Source organism: Kocuria sp. KKT182, from assembly GCF_055635395.1.
This window is the reverse complement of sequence record NZ_CM145757.1, coordinates 3,096,430-3,115,015: the sequence shown is the minus strand read 5'-3', so window position 1 is coordinate 3,115,015 and position 18,586 is coordinate 3,096,430. Positions and strand designations below refer to the sequence as shown.

The window sequence follows — 18,586 nt, the reverse complement described above, 5'->3', positions numbered from 1 at the left end:
TGCCTCACCTCGCGTCCCACCGACGGTTCCGCCGTCGACGTCCGAAAGGGTGGCCGTGGCCTCTCTGCTCCCCCGCGCTCCGCGCCCGCTGTTCCCCGCCCCGTCCGCCGCGGGCCGCCGCGTCCTCGCCCCGTCCGCCCTGCTGGCCGCGGGGGCCCTGGTCCTGACCGGGTGCTCCACCGGACCGGCGGGCGGGGAGTCCGGGAGCGGGTCCGCCTCTGCGGAGGGCACCACCGGCGAGTTCCCGCGCACCGTGGAGCACGCCTTCGGCGAGACCACGATCGAGGAGGCCCCCGAGCGCGTGGCCACGGTGTCCTGGGTCAACCACGACGTCGCCACCGCCCTCGGCGTGGTCCCGGTCGGGGTGCCCGCCCTGGACTTCGGCGCCAACGAGAACGGCTCCACGGACTGGTTCGACGCCGCGCTCGAGGAGTCCGGCGCCGAGGCCCCGGAGACCTACGCCGAGACGGACGGCATCAACTTCGAGGCGATCGCCGCGCTCCAGCCGGACGTCATCCTGGGCGCCTACTCCGGGCTGACGCAGGAGGACTACGACAAGCTCTCCGAGATCGCGCCCGTGGTCGGCTTCCCCGAGGACGCCGTGGCCTACGGGACGTCCTGGCAGGACTCCACCGAGCTCATCGGCCAGGCCCTGGGCCGGGAGGAGCGGGCCGCCGAGGTCGTGGCGGACGTCGAGCAGCAGATCGAGGACGCCGCCGCCGAGCACCCGGAGCTCGAGGGCACGTCCTTCGTGTACGGCACGCTCGACCCGTCCGCGGCCGACCAGATCTTCGCCTACACCGCGGTGGACAACCGCCCCAAGTTCCTCGAGTCCCTCGGCATGGTCCAGTCCGAGGCGGTCGCGGAGGCCGCCGAGGGCAAGGAGGACGAGTTCTTCATCACCTGGTCCCCGGAGCGCGCCGACGAGCTGACCTCCGACGTCTTCGTCAGCTGGGCCGAGGACGACAGCGTGCGGGAGGCCATCGAGAGCGACCCCCTGCTCAGCCGCGTCCCCGCGGTCGAGAACGACGCCCTGGTGCTCCAGAGCGACCAGCAGGAGGTGCTCTCGGTCTCGGCCGCCTCCCCGCTGAGCATCCCGTGGGCGCTCGAGAACGTGCTGCCGGACATCGCCGAGGCCGCCGCGTCCGCCGAGGCCGCCGCGTCCGCCGGCGGCCGGTGAGACCGCGGTCCCGGTGAGCAGCTCGAGCACGGTCTCCCCCGCCCGGGCCACCCGGCAGGTCCCCGGCACCGCGCAGCGGCGCCGGGGCCCCGCCCTGTCCGCGGCCGTGCTGCTGCTGGCCCTCGCCGCCGCGGCCTCCCTGTTCTGGGGGGCCCGCTCGGTGGACCCGGCCACCGTGGTCGCCGTGCTCACCGGCCTGCCCGCCGCGCTCCTGGAGGGCGGCTGGGCGCAGGTCTCCGCCGGCCTGGGCATCGACGCCGCCGTGGTGCAGAGCAGGATCCCCCGCACCCTGACCGCGGTGCTCGCGGGGGCGGCCCTGGCCGTGGCCGGCGCCGGCATGCAGGGGGTCAGCCGCAACCCGCTGGGCGACCCCGGGCTCCTGGGGCTGACCGCCGGCGCCGCGTGCGCGGTGGTTCTCGGCATCGGCTGGCTCGGCCTCGTGGCCACGTGGCAGCTCACCGCTCTGGCCCTCGCCGGCTCGGCCGTGGCCGCGGTGCTCGTCTTCGGCTCCTCCCGGCTCGGCGGCGGCGCCCCGACCCCCGCGGGCCTGGTCCTCTCCGGCGCGGCCGTGAACGCCGGCTTCACCGCGCTGACCTCCTCCGTGGTGCTGATGCTGCCCGCGGTCCTGGACCGCTTCCGGTTCTGGAGCATCGGCTCGGTCGCCCGCGCCGAGACCACCGATCTCGCCGCCGTGGCGCCGCTCGTGCTGCTCGGCGTGCTCCTCGTGCTCGGCGGCTCCTCGGGGCTCAACGCCATGGCCCTGGGCGACGAGCTCGCCCACGGACTGGGCGTGGACCTGGGCGTGCAGCGCGTCCTCGTCTTCGTGGGCGTGGTCCTGCTCTCCGGCTCGGCCACGGCGCTCGCGGGCCCCATCGCCTTCGTGGGCCTGCTCGTGCCCCACGCCGTGCGCCGTCTCCTCGGCGGCGACTACCGCTGGATCGTCCTGTTCAGCGTGGTCCTGGGCCCCGTGCTGCTCCTCTCGGCCGACGTCCTGGGCCGGGTGCTGACCCCGCCCCAGGAGATCCACGTGGGCGTCACCACCGTGGTGCTGGGCGTGCCCGTGCTGCTGGCGCTGCTGCGCCGGGGCCGGAGCGTGACGCTGTGACCGGCACCGTGCTCGCCCCCGCGCCCGCCGCCCCCGCGGATCCCGGCGCCGCCGAGCTCGTCCGGGGCGTCCGCCGCGACCGGACCCGCCGCACCCGCCGGGCGGTCGCCCTGCTGGCCCTGGCGCTGCTCGCGGCCCTGGCCGTGCGCGTGCTGCTCGGGCGCTACACCGTGACGGTCCCCGACTTCTTCGCGATCCTCGCCGGGGAGCAGATCCCCGGGGCGAGCTTCATCGTGCTGCAGGAGAAGCTGCCGCGCGCCGTGCTGGGCGCGCTCGCCGGGACCGCCCTCGGCTGCTCCGGCGCCCTGTTCCGCCGGGTGCTCCGCAACCCCCTGGCCAGCCCCGACATCCTGGGCATCACCTACGGCGCCGCGGCGGGAGCCGTGGCCGGCACCGCGCTGTGGGGTCTGCGGGGCACGGCCGTGTCCTGGACCGCCCTGGCCGGGGCGCTGCTCGCCGCGGCCCTCATCGCCACCGCCTCGGTGCGGCTGCGCACCGGGGGGATCGTGGGCGAGCGCTTCCTGCTCGCCGGCATCGGCGTGGCCGCGCTCGCCCAGGCCCTCACCGCGGCCCTGCTGGCACGGCTGTCCCTGAACTCCGCCCAGGACGCCGCCCTCTGGACCGCGGGCTCCCTCAACGCCGCCACGTGGGACCGGATCACGGTCCTCGGGGCGTGCCTGCTGCTGGCCGTGCCCGCGGCCGTGGCCGTGCACCGCGCGCTCGAGCCCGCCGAGCTCGGCCCGGAGCTGGCGGCCGGGCTCGGGGCGCGCCCGGCGCGCAGCCGGGCCCTCGCCCTGGGCCTGGGCGTGCTGCTGGCCGCCGTGGCCACGGCCGCGACCGGCCCGCTCGCCTTCGTGGCGCTCATGTCCACCCCGGTGGCCACCGCCCTGACCCGCGGGCGGACCTCGATCGTGGCGTGCGCCCTCGTGGGCGCCGTGGTCGTGGTGGTTGCCGACGCCGTCGGCGCGGGCCTGGTGGCGCAGGTGCAGCTGCCGGCCGGTGTGGTCACGGGCGCCGTGGGCGCCCCCGTGATGCTGTGGCTGCTCGTGCGGCAGCGGAGAGGAGCCCTGGCATGAGCCCCGAGCTGCGCGACGACGTGCGCCCCGGCCTGCGCCCCGTGGAGGAGCCCGTGGCGGACCCCGGGGCCGGCGTCCCCGCGTTCCGGATGCGCGGCCTGTCCCTGGGCTACCAGGACCGCACCGTGGTGCGGGAGGTGGACCTCGACATCCCGCACGGGGCCACCACCGTGCTCATCGGCGCCAACGGCTGCGGCAAGACCACGCTGCTCAAGGGCCTGTCCCGGCAGCTGCGCCCGCTCGCCGGCACGCTCGAGGCGGACGGCCGCGGCGTGCGCGAGTGGCACGCCCGCCAGTACGCCCGCTCGGTCAGCCTCCTGCCGCAGTCGCCCGTGGTCCCGGAGGGCCTGACCGTCGCCGAGCTCGTGGAGCGCGGACGGCACCCGCACCGCCGGTGGTGGGGCGCCCCCTCCCCCGACGACGACGCGGCCGTGGCCCGGGCGATGGAGCTCACCGAGCTCACGGCCCTGGCCGCGCGGCCCGTGGAGGAGCTCTCCGGCGGGCAGCGCCAGCGGGTCTGGATCGCCCTGACCCTGGCCCAGCGCGCCCGCACGATGCTCCTCGACGAGCCCACCTCCTACCTCGATCTGGCGCACCAGGTGGACCTGCTGGACATGCTCCGGGGGCTGGAGCACCCGGACGGGCCGGGTGCCGGCCGGGCCACCGTCGTCGCCGTCCTGCACGAGCTGAACCTGGCCGCGCGCGTGGCCGACCGGCTCGTGGCGATGGCCGCGGGACGGATCGTGGCCGTGGGCACGCCCGCCGAGGTGCTCACCCCCGAGCTGCTGGCCGAGGTCTTCGGGCTCCGGGCGGACGTCGCGCGGGACCCCGTGGGCGGCCGGCCCGTCGTCCTGCCCCGCGGGCGGGCCCGCGAGGGCTCCCACCCCGTACCGCCCGCCGCACCCGTGGCCCTGGAGCCCGCGCCCCGGGCCGCCGCCGAGATCGGAAGGACCCTGCCGTGACCGTCATCCCCACCCCCGAGGCCACCGGTGCCCGCGCGGACCCCGTGCTGTGCGTCGAGGCCGCCGTGACGTCCGTGACCCAGCTGTGCCCGTCCTTCCGCCGGATCACCCTGGCGGGCCCGGAGCTCGCCGGCCTGTCCCCCGCGCTCATCGGGGCCGGCGACCGGACCCGGTGCCGGGACGCCTACATCAAGCTGCTGGTCCCGCCCCCCGGCCGCGAGCCCGAGCGGGCGGACCTGTCCCTGGGGCTGCGGGAGGGCTGGTTCGCCCGGCCCGCCGAGGAGCGCGGGTGGATGCGCACCTACACCGTGCGCGGCGTCCGGCGCACCACGTTCTGCGGGATGGTGGTCCCGGAGCTCGTGATCGACGTGGTGGTGCACGGCGGGCATGCCCAGGACGGCCCGGGCAGCCGGTGGGCGGCCGCCGTGTCCCCCGGCGAGCGCGTGTACCTGCTCGGACCCGGTCCCCAGGAGCGGCCCTGGGCGGCGTGGGACCACGGCGGCGCCCAGCGCGTGCTCGCCGTCGGGGATGAGACCGCCGCCCCGGCCCTGATGTCCGTCGCGGAGGAGTTCACGGACGCCCACCACGGGCTGCCCGCCGGCGGGACCCGCCCCCGCCTCGACGTGGTGCTCGAGGTCCCGCACCCCGAGGACGTCGCCGCCCACCGCCTGCCCGCGGACCTTCCGGACGTCCGGCTGCACGTCCTGCCGCGCGCCGGGGGCGCCGAGCCGGCCGGGCACGGGCACCGGGCCGCGGTGCGCCTCGCGCGCCTGCTCGAGCTGCCCGGCGGAGCCGTGGACGACGTCCTGGCCGGCCGCCGCCCGCAGCGCGGCCGCGGGACGCCCGCCCTGGCGGTCGCGGAGAACGCCGCGGAGCCCCGGGCCTGGTCGGTGGCCGCCCCCGCGCGCGCCGACGCCCCCTACGTGTTCCTCGCCGGCGAGTCCGGCACCGTCAAGGCGCTGCGCCGGCTGTGCGTCGACGCCGCGGGCATCCCCAAGGAGCACGTCTCCTTCATGGGCTACTGGCGGCAGGGGCAGGCGGAGTCCTGAGCGGCCGCGCGCCGGGCCGCCCGGCCGCCGGAGCCGACGCCGGGGTCCGAGGTCTCAGCTCTGGCGGGCCACGGCCGCAGGGGCCCGGCGCGCGCCGGCGGCGCGCGCTGTGAGCTCCTCCAGCGGGCCGCGCGGGAAGCGCCGCAGCCACAGGTGCGCGAAGACCAGCACGGCGGCGCACACCAGCAGCCAGCCGAGCACCGTGGCGGGCAGCCGGTGCTGGGCCGCGGCCACGGCCAGGCCCGCGCCCCAGCCGTAGAACAGCGCCGAGGCCAGGAGGTTCTGCAGCAGGTAGCAGCTCAGGGCGGTCCGGCCGACCTCTGCCAGCCTCCGTGCGGCCCAGGACGGCGGCTGTCCGGGGCGACGCACACCGAGGTGGGCCACGAGGGCCAGCAGACCCAGCGCCACGACCGGGGCGGTGGTGTAGCGGGCGAAGAAGGCACCGGCCTGACCGCCCAGGACGTTCAGGCCGAGGTCCACGGGCAGGGCGGCCCCCAGGCCCAGGACCATGAGCCGCCGCCGCCACCGGCCCCCGTCCGGGACGAGGAGACCGGCCCGCCACAGGAACCGCCCGGCCAGGAACATGACCACCCCCAGTCCGAGGATCAGGACGGGTTCGGCGCGGAACAGGACGACGGCGTCCAGCCGCAGCAGCACGAGCTCCCACCACGTGCCGTCGGCGTAGGGGTTCGGCCGGGCCAGGGCCTCGGCCGGATCCCCGGCGGGGACGACGAGGAGGACGGCCGTCAGCGCGCCGATCACCGCGACGTGCGCGGCGGCGCACGCCAGGACGACGCCGCGCTGCACCCGCTCCGAGGTGGTCACCAGCCACGCCACGACCATCCCCGTGAGCGCGTAGCCCATCAGGACGTCGAACTCGATGATCAGCAGGTAGTTGAGCAGCCCGTCCAGGAACAGGATCCCCGCCCGCACCCGGTAGGACCGGGGCCACGCGAGTCCGCGCCGCCGGGCGGAGGCGTGCTGGACGGCGAGGCCGATCCCGAAGAGGAGCATCAGCAGGCCCAGGAACTTGCCGTTGGCCGCGGCCATCAGCAGCGCCTGGGCAGCGCGCGCCGCTCCGCCGTCGGTGCCGGCCAGCGGATCGGTCAGGTAGCCGAGGAAGCCGCCCTGGTGGCTGAAGATCCAGATGTTGGTGGCGAGCGTGCCGAGGATCGCGAGACCGCGGGCCACGTCGAGGGCCGCGATGCGGGAGGGGGCGGGAGCGGGCATGGGTCCACTCTGCCCGGCCCCGGCACGCGGCGGATCCGCCCCGGGGCGGAGCCCGGCGGGGCGGCGGTCCGCCGTCGACCGGGCGGGGGCGACGCGACGCACGGCGGGCCGCGCCGGCTCAGGGGTGGAGGGCGTAGGCGCGGGAGACGCTCACCATGGACAGCAGTTGGATCGAGCTGGAGTAGTAGGACGTGAACTCCGTGCGGGCCGCCAGACAGCGGCCCAGGGCGTCGAGCCAGGCCTGGTCGCCGCCCCAGCGGGCGCCCACGAGCAGGGGCGCGATGAACGCGAGGTCCTGGTAGCCCCCGCCCGGCAGCGTCGCTCCGTCCAGGGTGAAGCCGGAGGGCAGCCGGGCAGGATCACCGCCGCACTTCGTCCGCGCCCAGCCGGAGATGCGGGCCGCGGCGGCCCGGGCCTCCGGGTGCCGGGACGCCCCCAGCCGCAGCGGGACGCGGCACGAGTTGTAGTAGTAGTGCCGGTCGTGGCCGGATTCCAGGGTGTGGGCCGGGGCGGGGGCGATGGTCGAGGCGGAGCCCACGGTGAAGTCCGGGAGCAGGCCGGTGCGCGGAGCGTGGACCGACTGCAGGCGCCGGACCGCGGCCAGGTGCCGCCCCCAGACGGCCGCCCAGCTCACGTCCCCCGTGGCGCGGTGGAACGCCCCGAAGTGCCCGATCATCCAGTCGCTCGGGCGCGAGACGTTCTGCCAGGCCCCGTTGGACCAGTCCCCGAGCTCGAGGAGCCCGGTGGTGGGGGAGATCAGGGAGCGCTTGATCGCGGCGATGCGGGTCAGGGCCAGCCGTCGGTAGTCGTACGTCCCCCCGGAGCCCCACCGCTGGTGCGCCATCAGCCACCCCATGGCGAGGTCCAGGTCGCCGTCGGTGGCGCTGTCCCGGCCGTGGTGGGAGACCATGCGGTCGTCCTGCTCGGCGGCGTGCAGGCCCGGGTCGATCCGGGAGGGGTGGTCCAGGACGTAGCGGGTGATCCCGTCGACGTAGCCGCGGGCCCGGGGGTCGAGGGGCGCCAGTTGGGCGCTGAGCATCAGCCCGTACCCCTGCCCCTCCGCGACGTAGGGGTTGGCCCCGTTCTGGGCATCGGCACGGACGGCCCACCAGCCGCGGGCCGCGTCGTGCCGCAGCAGCGACGTCCAGTCGGCCCACAGCGTGCGGATCGCGGCGTCCAGCTGCCGCTGCGTCGTGCTGCTCGGGCTGAGCGTGGTTCCTGCCTGTGCGGGGGTCGTCGGGGCGGCGACGGGGACGGTCGCGAGGGCGGCGCCCAGCGCGAGAAGGGTGCGGCGGTGCATGGGGGAACTCCCTGGGCCCGAGAGGGGGGGGGTGGGGGTGGGGGTGGGGGTGCGGGAGGGGGATCGTGACGAGGTCGGGGGCCGCGTCACCGGGGGGACCGTTCCGCGGGGGCCGTTCGGGGGACGGTGTCAGGCGCCAGTCAACCGGAGCCGCCCGGCGGGCGGGCGGCACCGGCGCCCTCCGGCGTGTCGTGCGCCCCGCTCAGGAGTCGCCGGCGCTCGCCGTGACGCGCAGGACGGCGTCGTCGTCGCCGTTGGAGGTGGTGACCCACAGCGCGCCCTCGTCGTCGAGGGTCAGCGAGCGCAGCCGGCCGTAGTCGTTCTCCAGCTCCGCCATGCGGGTCAGCCCGGTGACCGCGGTGTCCTCGACCCGGTAGACCCCCACGCCGGTGTTCTTCAGCTCCGCGACCGCCAGGGCGCCCTCCCACGCCCCCCACTGGTCCCCCTCGAGGAAGGCGGCCCCGCTGAGGGCGACCGTCGGGCGCCCGGAGGACCACGCGGCCGGGAGCGCGTCCGGGAACTCCTCGAGATCGGTCATGGGCACGGACTCGTCGTAGCCGGGCGCCGGGTCCCACCCGTAGTTGGCGCCGGGCTCCAGGACGTTGATCTCGTCGTCGGTGCCGGGGCCGTGCTCCGCCGACCACACCGTGCCCGTCCCGGGCTGCACCGCCAGGCCCTGGACGTTGCGGTGGCCCAGGGTGTGGACGGCGGCCCCGGGCCCGTCCCGGTCGGCGAACGGGTTGTCCTCCGGGACCGTGCCGTCGGGGTGCAGCCGCAGCGTCTTGCCCCCGAGCGAGTCGGGGTCCTGCGGGTTCGCGCCCTGCGCGGCGTCCCCGGTGCCCACGAGGAGCGTGCCGTCCGGGACGAAGCGCAGCCGGCAGCCGCTGTGCCGGCCGGAGCTGATGGGCAGGCCGTCGACGACCGTCCCGGTGCGCTCGGCCGCCGCGGCGCCCTCGTCGAGCCGCCAGCGGGTGACCCGCACGTCCTGCGGCAGGCCGTCCCCGGTGCGCGTCGCGTGGCACAGGAAGATCTCCCGGGTCCGCCCGAAGTCCGGGGAGACCTCCAGGCCCATCAGCCCGGCCTCGCTGCCCACGAACAGGTCGTCCAGGTCGGCCGCGACCTCCCGCGTGCCCTGCTCGTCGTGGGCCAGCAGCCGGCCGCCCCGCTCGGTGACCAGCACGGTCCCCTCCGGGGTGCGGGCCACGTCCCACGCGAGCTCGAGCTCGTCCACGACGACCTCGACGTCGAGGGCGGGGGCGTCCGCCGGGGCGCCCAGGCGCTCGCCGGTGGCCACGGTCCCGCCGCCCTCCGGGGCGCAGGCGCTCAGCAGCAGCACGAGCACGGACAGCGTGCTCACGATCCCCCCGCGGATGTCCATGGTGGCAATCTACTCCGGTCGCCGCCGGGCCGGACCCGTAGGATCGGGGCATCCTGCCCCGGACGGGGCGCGGAGCGGATCGGAGGTGCGCCGGTGGACCACGCCCCGGCTGGTCGTGCCCGGCTGATCCTCCTGGGCGCCGTGGCGCCGGTCGTGTGGGGCACCACCTACGTGGTCACCACCGAGCTGCTGCCGCCGGACCGGCCCATGACCGCCTCCCTCCTGCGGGCCCTCCCCGCCGGGCTGCTGCTGCTCGCCCTGACCCGGCAGCGGCCGCCGCGGGACTGGTGGGGACGGTTCGCGGTGCTCGCGCTGCTCAACTTCGGGGCGTTCTTCCCCCTGCTGTTCCTCGGCGCCTACCGCCTGCCGGGCGGTCTCGCCGCGGTCGTGGGCTCCGCCCAGCCCCTGGTCGCCGCACTCCTGCTGCTGCTGGCCTTCCGGCAGCGCACGCCGCTGCCCCGGATGCTGTGGGCCCTCGCCGCAGTGGCGGGCGTGTCCGTGGCCGTGTTCGCCGGGACCGTCACCCTGGACGCCCTGGGGCTCGCCGCGGCCTTCACCGGAACCGCGGTCATGGCCGCCGGGGTGGTCCTGACCCGCAGGTGGGGTCTGCCCGACGGCATGAGCGGGCTCGCGGCGACCGGCTGGCAGCTGACCCTGGGCGGTCTGATGATCGCCCCGCTCGTGCCCCTGCTGGACACCGGTGCCTTCTTCCTGGACCTGCCGGCCGTGCTCGGCTACGCCTGGCTGGCGCTGCCCGGCGGCGCCATTGCCTACGCCGCGTGGTTCCACGCCGGCCGGCGCGTGCCGGCCACGAGCCTGACCCTGCTGATCCCGCTGACTCCGGTGACGGCCGCGGCCCTGGGCCTCCTGCTGCTGGACGAGACGCTCACGGGCCTCCAGGCCGCGGGCTTCGGCCTGGCCCTCGTCGCGTCCCTGGCGGGACAGCTGCCGGGCCTGCCGCGCGCAGGGCTCCGCCGCGGGGACGCCGGCCGGTCCCGCCCGGGCGGAGACGGACCACACCGCAGCGGCCGCGGAGCCCGTCATGGTTCTTCATGAGCTGCCGCCGGACGTCCTGCCGGTCGATCGGCGGCGGCGGTCCGCGCCGGTTCGCACGCGGTCCGGAAAATCAAGGGGTGATCCGTGACCGGCGTCTCAGTAGGATGGGGCGAGGCCGCCGGATCTTCCTGATTTCCCTGGTGGCTGGGCCGGTGCGGGGGCGATCTCGTACCGGCCGCTTTCTGCCCGCTCCGCCGCGGGCCCTCCGGCTCAGCAGATCCGCTCCTCCGCGGGCAGCACGCCCTCGAGGAGATGAGCGGTGACCGTCTCGTCGATGCACCGGTTGCCGGTCGCGTAGGACCCGTGCCCCTCGCCCACCCGGGTCAGCAGGTGCCCGCCCTCGAGCTGCTCGGCCAGCGCCTGCGACCACGCGTAGGGCGTGGCCGGGTCCCCCGTGCCGCCGACCACCAGGATGGGCCCGGCACCGGCGGCGTCGATCGGGGCGGGCACGCCGACGGGCTCGTGCGGCCAGGCCCCGCAGGTGACCTCGTCGTGGCTGAACCAGTCACCGAGGGTCGGGGACACCTCCTGCAGCTGCGCGTCCAGCGCCGCCATCGCGGCGGGGTCGTCGTCCTCGGGAAGGTCGAGGCAGTTGATCGCGATGTTCGCCGCGCTGGAGTTGGCGTAGGTGCCGTCGGGTCCCCGGCCGTAGGCGATGTCCGCAAGGCGCATCAGTCCCGTCCCGTCCCCGTGCTCCGTGGCCAGCGTGAGGGACTGGGTCAGGAACCACCAGATGCGCGAGTCGTAGAGCGGTTTGATGAGCCCGCTGACGGCGTCGTTCACGGTGAGCGGCCGCCCGTCGGCGGTCGGCAGCGGCTGCACCTCGGTCTGCCGGAGCAGCGCCTCGATCTCGGCCGTCCCCTCGTCGACGGTCCCCTCGAACGGGCACCCGTCCAGGGGCAGGCAGGACTCGACGTACACCCGGAGGGCACGTTCGAAGCCGGCGGCCTGATCGAGGGTCAGTCGGGCCCCGTCGAGGGACGGATCCACCGCCGCGTCCAGCACGAACCGTCCCGTCCGCTCGGGGAAGAGGTCGGCGTACGTGGCGCCGAGCCGGGTGCCGTAGGAGTAGCCGAGGTAGTCGAGCTCCTCGTCGCCGAGCACCGCCCGCAGGATGTCCAGGTCCCGGGCGGCGCTGACCGTGTCGACCTCGCCGAGCAGCGGGCCGGTGTTCGCCGCGCACGCCGCGGCGAACCGCTCGGCCGCCGCGACGGCCTGGGCCAGGCCCTCCGGGGTGTCGGGGTCGACCGTGGTGGCCCGGCTCGCGTCCATTGCGGCGTCGTCGAGGCACTCCACCGCGGTGGAGCTGCCCACGCCCCGCGGGTCGAAGCCCACGATGTCGTACGCGGCCCGGACGCGCGGGTCCAGTCCGGCCGCCCACGCCTCGATCGAAGCCGTCCCGGATCCGCCCGGGCCGCCGAAGTTGACGAGCAGGGAGCCCTGCCGGGCGGCGGGGTCCGTGCTCGGCACCCGGGTGACCGCCAGCTGGATCTGCCCTGCGGCCGGGTTCTCGTGGTCGAGCGGCACCTGCACCAGGGCGCACTCCGCCGCCGCCCCGCACGGGGTCCAGACGGGCTGCTGGGCGTAGAACTCCTCGAGCCCGGGCGGCACCTGGGCGGTGACGAGGACGCCTGGCGGCGGTGCGGCGACCGTGGCCGCCCCGGCCGCCGGAGCGGTCGCCAGCAGCACGGCCAGGGCCAGTGCGGAGCCCGCCCGGCGCGTGCGCCGGCGCCTCCGGTCGCGGGGACCGGGGCCGGAGGCGGGGCGCTGGTCGTTCTCGGGAGCACGCATGGCTCACCACTGCTTTCGGTCGGACCGGCCGGACGCCGGTGCGCGAGCACGAGCGCGGACGCGCACGTCAGGATCCTGCCACCGGCCTCGCGGCCCGCCCGGGCACCGGGCGCCCCCGCGCCCCGGCCTCCGCACCCCACCGGCGTCCCACCAGGGGCTTCAGGCTAGGAGCGCGCCGATCGGGCGGTCAAGGATGTGTCGTGGCGCGAAGGCCTCCCGGCCCGCCCCGCGCCGCGGGCGGTTGGAGGACCACGGCGGACAGCAGCCCGCCCGCCGCGAGCAGGCCCGCGCACAGCCCCATGACCACGGGGAACCCCGCACGGAGCCGGGCCGGGTCGGTGAGACCGGTCTCCCCGAGCCCGCCCACCAGCGGGATCGCCGCGACCGCGAGCAGGCCCGCCGTGCGCGCCACGGCGTTGTTGACCCCGCTGGCCAGCCCGGCCTGCTCCGTGGGCAGCGCGCCGAGGACCGTGGCGGTCAGCGGCGTGACCAGCAGGGTCAGCCCGGCGCCGAACACCGCGGCCGGCACCAGCACCTCCAGGAGGTAGTGCGCCCCGGGCCCGGCCCGGCCCAGCAGGAGCACCCCGAGCGCGGCGATCAGCGGCCCGGCGGTCATGGGCGCCCGCGGACCCACCCGGTGCACCAGGGCGCCCGCGGACGGCGAGAGCAGCAGCATCAGGACGGTGACGGGCAGCAGGGCCAGTCCGGCGGCCACGGGCGAGAACCCGGCTCCCACCTGGAGGGCGACGACGAGGACGAAGAAGACCGCGCCCAGGCCGGCGTAGACCACGAAGGTGATGACGTTCGCCGCCACGAACAGGCGCCGGCGGAACAGGGCGGGCGGCAGCAGCGGGGACCTCGCACGCCGCTCCCGGAGCAGGAACGCCGCCAGCAGGACGGCCCCGGCCGCGAGCGCCCCGCCCGCCGCCGGCACCGACGGGTCGTCGCCGGACGCGGTGGTCAGCCCGAGCGTCAGCGCCCCGAGACCGGCCACCAGCAGCGCCGCGCCGGGCACGTCCAGCTGCGGGCACGCCGCCGGGTTCCTCGACTCGGGGACGTGCCGGCGGGCGATCAGCGCCACGGCGAGCGCCACCGGGAGGTTGACCAGGAACACCCACCGCCACGAGGTGGTCTGGACGAGCCAGCCGCCCGCGAACGGCCCCACGGCCGAGGCGACCCCTGTGAGCCCCGACCAGGCGCCGATGGCGCGGGCGCGGTGCTCCGGGGCGAAGGAGGCCTGCAGGATCGCGAGCGCGGTCGGCACCAGGAGGGCGCCGCCGATCCCCTGGACGGCCCGCGCGGCGACGAGGACGGTGACGTCCGGGGCCAGGCCGCACAGCGCGGAGGCCCCGGCGAAGCAGCCGACGCCGATCAGGAAGATCCGGCGCCGGCCGTACCGGTCCCCCAGCGAGCCGCCGAGCAGGACCAGGGCGGCCAGGGTCAGCGTGTACCCGTTGACCACCCAGGTCAGGCCGGTGCTCCCCGCGCCCAGGTCGGCGGCGACGGACGGCAGGGCGATGCTCACCACCGTCGTGTCGATGAACGTCAGGGCCGAGCCGAGCACGGTGGCGGCCAGCACCCAGCGAGCCCGCCGCTCACCCCAGGCCAGCGGCTCGGACGGAGGGCCGTCGCCGGAGGATCGCACCATGGGCAGCTCGTTCCTCCTCGGTACGGGGGTCGGTACCGGGGTCGGTCCCGGGGTCCGGCACGGGGTCGGGCACGGGGCCCCGCCGGAGCACCCCGCGCCGTCACCGGATCGTTCCCGCCCAGTGTCCCACTGGGAGGACCCCCGGTCCCGTGCCCGCGGCCCCGGGCGCCCTGGACGGACCGCCCGGTGGGGCAGCACACTGGGGCGCAGGAGGCCACCATGACCCACGTCGCGTTCCCCGAGATGCCCTACGAGTCCTGGCGGGACACCCTGGACACCCTCCACCGGTTCGCGCAGGTGGTCGGCAAGGTGCGGCTGGCGTCCGCGCCGCGGCGCAACCACTGGTGGAACGTGCCGTTCCACCTGACCGGCCGCGGCATCACCACCCGGCCGATGGGACGGGACCCGGTCTTCGCCGTCGACCTCGACCTCCTGGACCACCGCCTCGACGTGAGCACCGCCGCCGGGGCCCGGCACTCCTTCGCCCTGCCGGGGCTGTCCGTCGCCGAGTTCCACGCCCGGGTCCTGCACGCCCTGGAGGCGGTGGGGGTGGAGGTGACGATCGCCCGTCCCCACCCGTTCGACCTGCCCGACTCCGGGCGCCCGTTCGGCGCCGACACCGAGCACGCCGCCTACGACACCGCCGCCGTCACCCGCTACTGGCAGGTCCTCGGCCAGGTGAACCTGCTGCTGGAGGAGTTCGCGGCCGGCTGGTCCGGGAAGACCAGCCCCGTGCACCACTTCTGGCACACGTTCGACATCGCCGTGACCCGCTTCGCGGACCGCTTCGTGGATCCCCCGCCCGGCACGGACCCCGTCACCCGGGAGGCCTACTCCCGGGAGGTCATCAGCTCCGGGTTCTGGTTCGGGGACCCCACGTTCCCGGAACCGGCCTTCTACTCCTACACCGCCCCGGAGCCCGACGGGCTGGCCGGTGAGCCCCTGCGGCCGGCCGCCGCGTCCTGGCGCGAGCGCGGCGGCAGCCACCTCGCGGTCCTGCGCTACGACGACGTGCGGGCGCTGCCCGATCCGCACGGCGCCGTCCTGGAGTTCTGGGACAGCGCCTACCGGGCGGGGGCGCGCCGCAGCGCCTGGGACTTCGCCCGCTACGACTGCCCGCAGGGCGTCACCGACCCCCTGCGCTGAGCCGGGCTCAGCCGCTCTGCCGGGCCTGCCGCTCGGGGTCGAAGAACTTCCCGAGCACCACGGTGTCCTGGACGGCGTAGCCCATCCGCTCGTAGAACTCCCGGGTCCCCGTGTTCGTGCTGCGGACCATGAGCTGCATCTTCGGGATGCCGCGCCCGGCCACCCACCCCTCGGCGGCGACCATCAGCTCGCGGCCGAGCCCCTGGCCCCGGCGGGACGGGTGCACGGCCACGTAGTACACCCACCCCCGGTGGCCGTCGTGGCCCACCATGGCGGTGCCGGCGAGACGCCCCTCCTCGACGGCGGCCAGGACGGTGGAGGTCGGGCCGGCGAGCGCCCGGTCCAGGTCCGCCCGCGGGTCGTTCCAGGGGCGGGTCAGCCCCGCCTCCTCCCACAGGGACACGGCGTCCTCGTGCAGGTGCTCCGGCAGTCGTTCGACGATCACACGGCCTCCTTCGGTCGGCCCATGCTCTCACGGGCGCCGATTCTCGTCCTGCGATAACGGACCTGGCCCGCGGACGTGCGCTGGCTCACACTCTGAGACACACCCGTCACCGCCGACGAGGAGGAGACCCATGGTCTATCCCGCGAAGTACTCCGCTCTCAACGCCCTCGCCCTGACGGACGAGGCGAAGCGCACCCTCACCCGCGTCATCCGGGTGGCGTTCCCCCACCCCCGGATCCCCGACGGCCCGTACGAACGGATGGCGGAGAAGATCGCCGCCGAGGCCGAGGACTCCACGTGGTTCCGGATGGCCCTGACCCAGGGGCTGCTGACCCTGAACTCGCTCAGCGACGCACCGTTCGTGGAGCTGTCCGACGACGCCGCGCTGAAGGTGCTCAAGCGGATCGCCGACCTCGAGTTCTTCGGCTTCATCCGCCGCACCACCGTGCTGCACCTCTACGACGACCACGAGGTGTGGGAGGCCCTGGGCTACGAGGGCGAGTCCTTCTCGAAGGGCGGCTACCTGCACCGCGGCTTCGACGACCTCGACTGGCTGCCGGACCCGCGCGTCGAGGAGTCCGAGGAGGAGCTGGCCGAGTGCGGGCCCCTCGGCTACCCGGTGGCGACCGCGGCCCCCAAGGAGGGGTGGAACCTGGACCAGCAGGGCGCCTCCGAGACCACCGAGCAGCCCTTCAGCGACCTCTTCAAGGGGTCGGACGTCATCGAGCACGGGGAGACCGCATGACCACCACGCCCCAGGACCAGCAGCGCGCCGCACGGATCGAGCTCGACGACGACTCCGCCGTCGTCGTCATCGGCTCCGGAGCCGGCGGAGGCACCCTCGCCCACGAGCTCACGGAGAAGGGCGTCAAGGTGGTGCTCCTCGAGGCCGGGCCGCACCTGACCAGCGAGGACTGGGTCAACGACGAGTGGGAGGCCTTCCACCAGATGGCCTGGCTGGACCCGCGCACCACCACGGGGTCGTGGCGGATCGCCCGGGACTTCCCCAACCTCCCGGCGTGGATCGTCAAGGCCGTCGGCGGGACCACCACCCACTGGTCCGGGGCCACGCCCCGGTTCAAGGCCCACGAGTTCCGCACGCGCAGCGTCTACGGGCGCGTCGACGGCGCCAACCTCCTGGACTGGCCGATCGGCCTGGAGGACCTCGCCCCGTACTACGACCGGGCCGAGCAGAAGATCGGCAGCACCCACCGCCACGGCCGGCCGCCGCTGCCCGCGAACAACAACTACAAGGTGCTCGCCGCGGGCGCGCAGAAGCTCGGCTACCGGCACTACGCGACCGGCCCCTACGGAACCAACGCGGAGCCCTACGACGGGCGGCCGGCGTCCGTCCAGGACGGGTTCAACTTCCAGGGCGACAAGAACCGCTCGAAGTGGTCCACGCTCGTCTCGGAGATCCCCAAGGCCCTGCGCACCGGGAACCTCGACCTGCGTCCGGACTGCCACGCCGTGCAGATCACCCACACGGAGAAGGGCCTGGTCGACAGCGTGCTCTACGTCGACGGCGAGGGCCGGGTCCAGCGGCAGCGGGCACGGCTGGTGGCGGTGGCGTGCAACGCGATCGAGACGCCCCGGCTGCTCATGCTCTCCGGCTCCCCGCTGTTCCCGGACGGGCTCGCGAACTCCTCCGGGCAGCTGGGCCGCAACTACATGCGGCACACCACGGGCTCGATCTACGCGCAGTTCGACCGGCCGGTGCACATGTACCGGGGCGAGACGATGGCCGGGCTCGTGGCGGACGAGTCCCGGCACGACGTCGACCGCGGCTTCGCCGGGGGCTACTACATGGAGACGATCTCCCTGGGCCCCGCCTTCCTCGCCAGCTTCGTGGACCCCGGCTCCTGGGGGCCGGAGTTCACGGCCCTGCTGGACGGCTACGAGAACACCGCCGGGATGTGGGTGGTGGGCGAGGACATGCCGCAGGAGAGCAACCGGGTGACCCTCAACTCCTCCGTGACGGACCACCTGGGGCTGCCCGTGCCCAACGTGCACTTCGACGACCACCCGAACGACGTGGCGATGCGCAACCACGGCTACCAGCAGGCGTCCCTGCTCTACGAGTCCGTGGGCGCGACCTCCGTGCACCACACGCCGCCCTACCCGTCGACGCACAACATGGGCACGGCCCGGATGAGCGAGCGCCCCGAGGACGGGGTGACCAACGCGTTCGGCCAGACCCACGACGTGCCGAACCTGTTCGTCGCGGACGGCTCCCTGTTCACGACCGGCGCGGCGGCGAACCCGACGCTGACGATCGTGGCCCTGGCCGCCCGGCAGGCGGACTACATCGCCGAGCAGCTGGCGGGACGCCACCTGTAGCCGTCGGACGTGGAGGGCTGCTCAGCCGGTCGCGGACCGGACCGGGCAGCCCTCCGCGGCGCGCAGGGCCCGTCCCACCCGGTCCGCGGCGTCCCGCAGGACCGGCGCGATCGCCCGGTGCCGCCGCTCGAAGTCGGTGGGCCGCAGGGACACGGCCACGGAGCCCAGGGTGCGCCCGGCGGAGTCGACCACCGGCGCGGCCAGGCACGAGGCGCCGGGCACGAACTCCTCGCGCTCCACGGCGACGCCCTCCGCGCGCACCCGCCCGAGCTCGCGCCCCAGCTCGTCCGGCGTGGTGAGCGTGCGGTCCGTCAGGGGGCGCATCCCGTGGCGGCCGAGGTAGTCCGCCACCTCGTCGTCGTCCATGCGGGAGAGCAGGATCTTGCCGAAGGCCGTGGCGTGCGCGCCGCCCGTGAAGCCGAAGTCCATGGGGTCGATGCGCGGCCGGCGCGGGGAGTCGACCACGTGCGCCACCACCACGGCGTCACCGCGGTAGACCGCGAAGTACGCGGCGGCGTCGGCGCTCCCGTGCAGCTCCCGCACCGCGCGCTGCACGGTGGCCGGGGTCGCGACCTGCTGACGCAGCGAGGCGTCGAGCGCGTGCAGCTTGTAGCCCAGACCGTAGCGGCGCTGGTCCCGGAGGTGCACCACGTGCTCGGAGGCTACGAGCGTCTGCAGCAGCCGGTAGACCGAGGGCAGCGGCATCCCCAGCTCGGTGCTGATGTCCTTGGCCGTGGCGCCCCGGGGATCCCGCGCGACCACGTCCAGGAGGGCGAAGGCTTTCTGGACGGAGGCCATGCCGGTGTCGCGTGCGGTCATGCCTCACATTGTGGCGTGCCGGGTTGCACATGCCAACAGCCCGGGAGCCTCGCTCCCGGGC

The 18,586-nt window shown here is 75.7% G+C and carries 16 protein-coding genes; 9 read left to right on the top strand and 7 right to left on the bottom strand.

Going from position 1 to position 18,586, the window contains the following annotated elements; all coding sequences use genetic code 11:
- The first annotated feature begins 55 nt into the window (after positions 1-55).
- The 5 genes from ACZ2G1_RS14505 to ACZ2G1_RS14485 are packed head-to-tail and all read left to right on the top strand — an operon-like array spanning position 56 to position 5,372.
- A complete protein-coding gene (locus tag ACZ2G1_RS14505; RefSeq protein WP_470377055.1) occupies positions 56-1,180 on the top strand; it encodes an iron-siderophore ABC transporter substrate-binding protein in 1,125 nt (374 codons plus the stop codon).
- Between the two features lie 13 nt (positions 1,181-1,193).
- A complete protein-coding gene (locus ACZ2G1_RS14500) occupies positions 1,194-2,285 on the top strand; it encodes a FecCD family ABC transporter permease (RefSeq protein ID WP_272026658.1) in 1,092 nt (363 codons plus the stop codon).
- On the top strand, positions 2,282-3,361 hold the full coding sequence (locus ACZ2G1_RS14495; protein WP_017834697.1) for a FecCD family ABC transporter permease: 1,080 nt from the start codon (positions 2,282-2,284) through the stop codon (positions 3,359-3,361). The genes ACZ2G1_RS14500 and ACZ2G1_RS14495 overlap by 4 nt, the downstream gene beginning before the upstream one ends.
- A complete protein-coding gene (locus ACZ2G1_RS14490) occupies positions 3,358-4,323 on the top strand; it encodes an ABC transporter ATP-binding protein (protein ID WP_017834696.1) in 966 nt (321 codons plus the stop codon). Before ACZ2G1_RS14495 ends, ACZ2G1_RS14490 begins: the two co-directional genes overlap by 4 nt.
- A complete protein-coding gene (locus ACZ2G1_RS14485; RefSeq protein WP_017834695.1) occupies positions 4,320-5,372 on the top strand; it encodes a siderophore-interacting protein in 1,053 nt (350 codons plus the stop codon). Before ACZ2G1_RS14490 ends, ACZ2G1_RS14485 begins: the two co-directional genes overlap by 4 nt.
- Positions 5,373-5,426: 54 nt before the next feature.
- Here ACZ2G1_RS14485 and ACZ2G1_RS14480 read toward each other — a convergent pair whose 3' ends face one another.
- The 3 genes from ACZ2G1_RS14480 to ACZ2G1_RS14470 all read right to left on the bottom strand — a co-directional run bounded on the left by ACZ2G1_RS14480 (position 5,427) and on the right by ACZ2G1_RS14470 (position 9,280).
- Positions 5,427-6,602: a DUF418 domain-containing protein gene (locus tag ACZ2G1_RS14480; RefSeq protein WP_109268344.1), complete on the bottom strand. Its 1,176-nt coding sequence runs from the start codon at positions 6,600-6,602 to the stop codon at positions 5,427-5,429.
- Between the two features lie 118 nt (positions 6,603-6,720).
- Complete coding sequence (locus tag ACZ2G1_RS14475) at positions 6,721-7,902, bottom strand: glycosyl hydrolase family 8 (RefSeq protein WP_144835765.1); 1,182 nt, start codon at positions 7,900-7,902, stop codon at positions 6,721-6,723.
- 202 nt (positions 7,903-8,104) lie between these two features.
- Entirely contained in the window at positions 8,105-9,280 is a 1,176-nt protein-coding gene (locus tag ACZ2G1_RS14470; protein WP_035923394.1) for a PQQ-dependent sugar dehydrogenase, read from the bottom strand.
- A 93-nt stretch (positions 9,281-9,373) separates the two neighbouring features.
- Here ACZ2G1_RS14470 and ACZ2G1_RS14465 point away from each other — a divergent pair, with 93 nt between their 5' ends.
- Complete coding sequence (locus ACZ2G1_RS14465; protein ID WP_470377054.1) at positions 9,374-10,336, top strand: DMT family transporter; 963 nt, start codon at positions 9,374-9,376, stop codon at positions 10,334-10,336.
- Between the two features lie 210 nt (positions 10,337-10,546).
- Here ACZ2G1_RS14465 and ACZ2G1_RS14460 read toward each other — a convergent pair whose 3' ends face one another.
- Both ACZ2G1_RS14460 and ACZ2G1_RS14455 read right to left on the bottom strand, forming a co-directional pair.
- Complete coding sequence (locus tag ACZ2G1_RS14460; RefSeq protein WP_470377053.1) at positions 10,547-12,127, bottom strand: alpha/beta hydrolase; 1,581 nt, start codon at positions 12,125-12,127, stop codon at positions 10,547-10,549.
- A 187-nt stretch (positions 12,128-12,314) separates the two neighbouring features.
- The gene (locus ACZ2G1_RS14455) at positions 12,315-13,775 is read right to left on the bottom strand and encodes an MFS transporter (protein WP_017834689.1); all 1,461 of its coding nucleotides are present in this window, start codon (positions 13,773-13,775) and stop codon (positions 12,315-12,317) included.
- Positions 13,776-13,994: 219 nt separating this feature from the next.
- On the opposite strand from ACZ2G1_RS14455, the gene ACZ2G1_RS14450 reads away from it, so the two are divergent.
- Complete coding sequence (locus tag ACZ2G1_RS14450) at positions 13,995-14,921, top strand: DUF5996 family protein (RefSeq protein WP_109221395.1); 927 nt, start codon at positions 13,995-13,997, stop codon at positions 14,919-14,921.
- A 7-nt stretch (positions 14,922-14,928) separates the two neighbouring features.
- Here the strand turns inward: ACZ2G1_RS14450 and ACZ2G1_RS14445 are convergent, their stop codons facing one another.
- On the bottom strand, positions 14,929-15,366 hold the full coding sequence (locus ACZ2G1_RS14445) for a GNAT family acetyltransferase (protein WP_017834687.1): 438 nt from the start codon (positions 15,364-15,366) through the stop codon (positions 14,929-14,931).
- 130 nt (positions 15,367-15,496) lie between these two features.
- On the opposite strand from ACZ2G1_RS14445, the gene ACZ2G1_RS14440 reads away from it, so the two are divergent.
- Both ACZ2G1_RS14440 and ACZ2G1_RS14435 read left to right on the top strand, forming a co-directional pair.
- Positions 15,497-16,111, top strand: coding sequence for a hypothetical protein (locus ACZ2G1_RS14440; protein ID WP_017834686.1), 615 nt, complete (start codon positions 15,497-15,499; stop codon positions 16,109-16,111).
- A complete protein-coding gene (locus ACZ2G1_RS14435; RefSeq protein WP_017834685.1) occupies positions 16,108-17,706 on the top strand; it encodes a GMC family oxidoreductase in 1,599 nt (532 codons plus the stop codon). Before ACZ2G1_RS14440 ends, ACZ2G1_RS14435 begins: the two co-directional genes overlap by 4 nt.
- 21 nt (positions 17,707-17,727) lie before the next feature.
- Here ACZ2G1_RS14435 and ACZ2G1_RS14430 read toward each other — a convergent pair whose 3' ends face one another.
- Entirely contained in the window at positions 17,728-18,525 is a 798-nt protein-coding gene (locus ACZ2G1_RS14430) for an IclR family transcriptional regulator (protein ID WP_017834684.1), read from the bottom strand.
- Positions 18,526-18,586 lie beyond the last annotated feature (61 nt).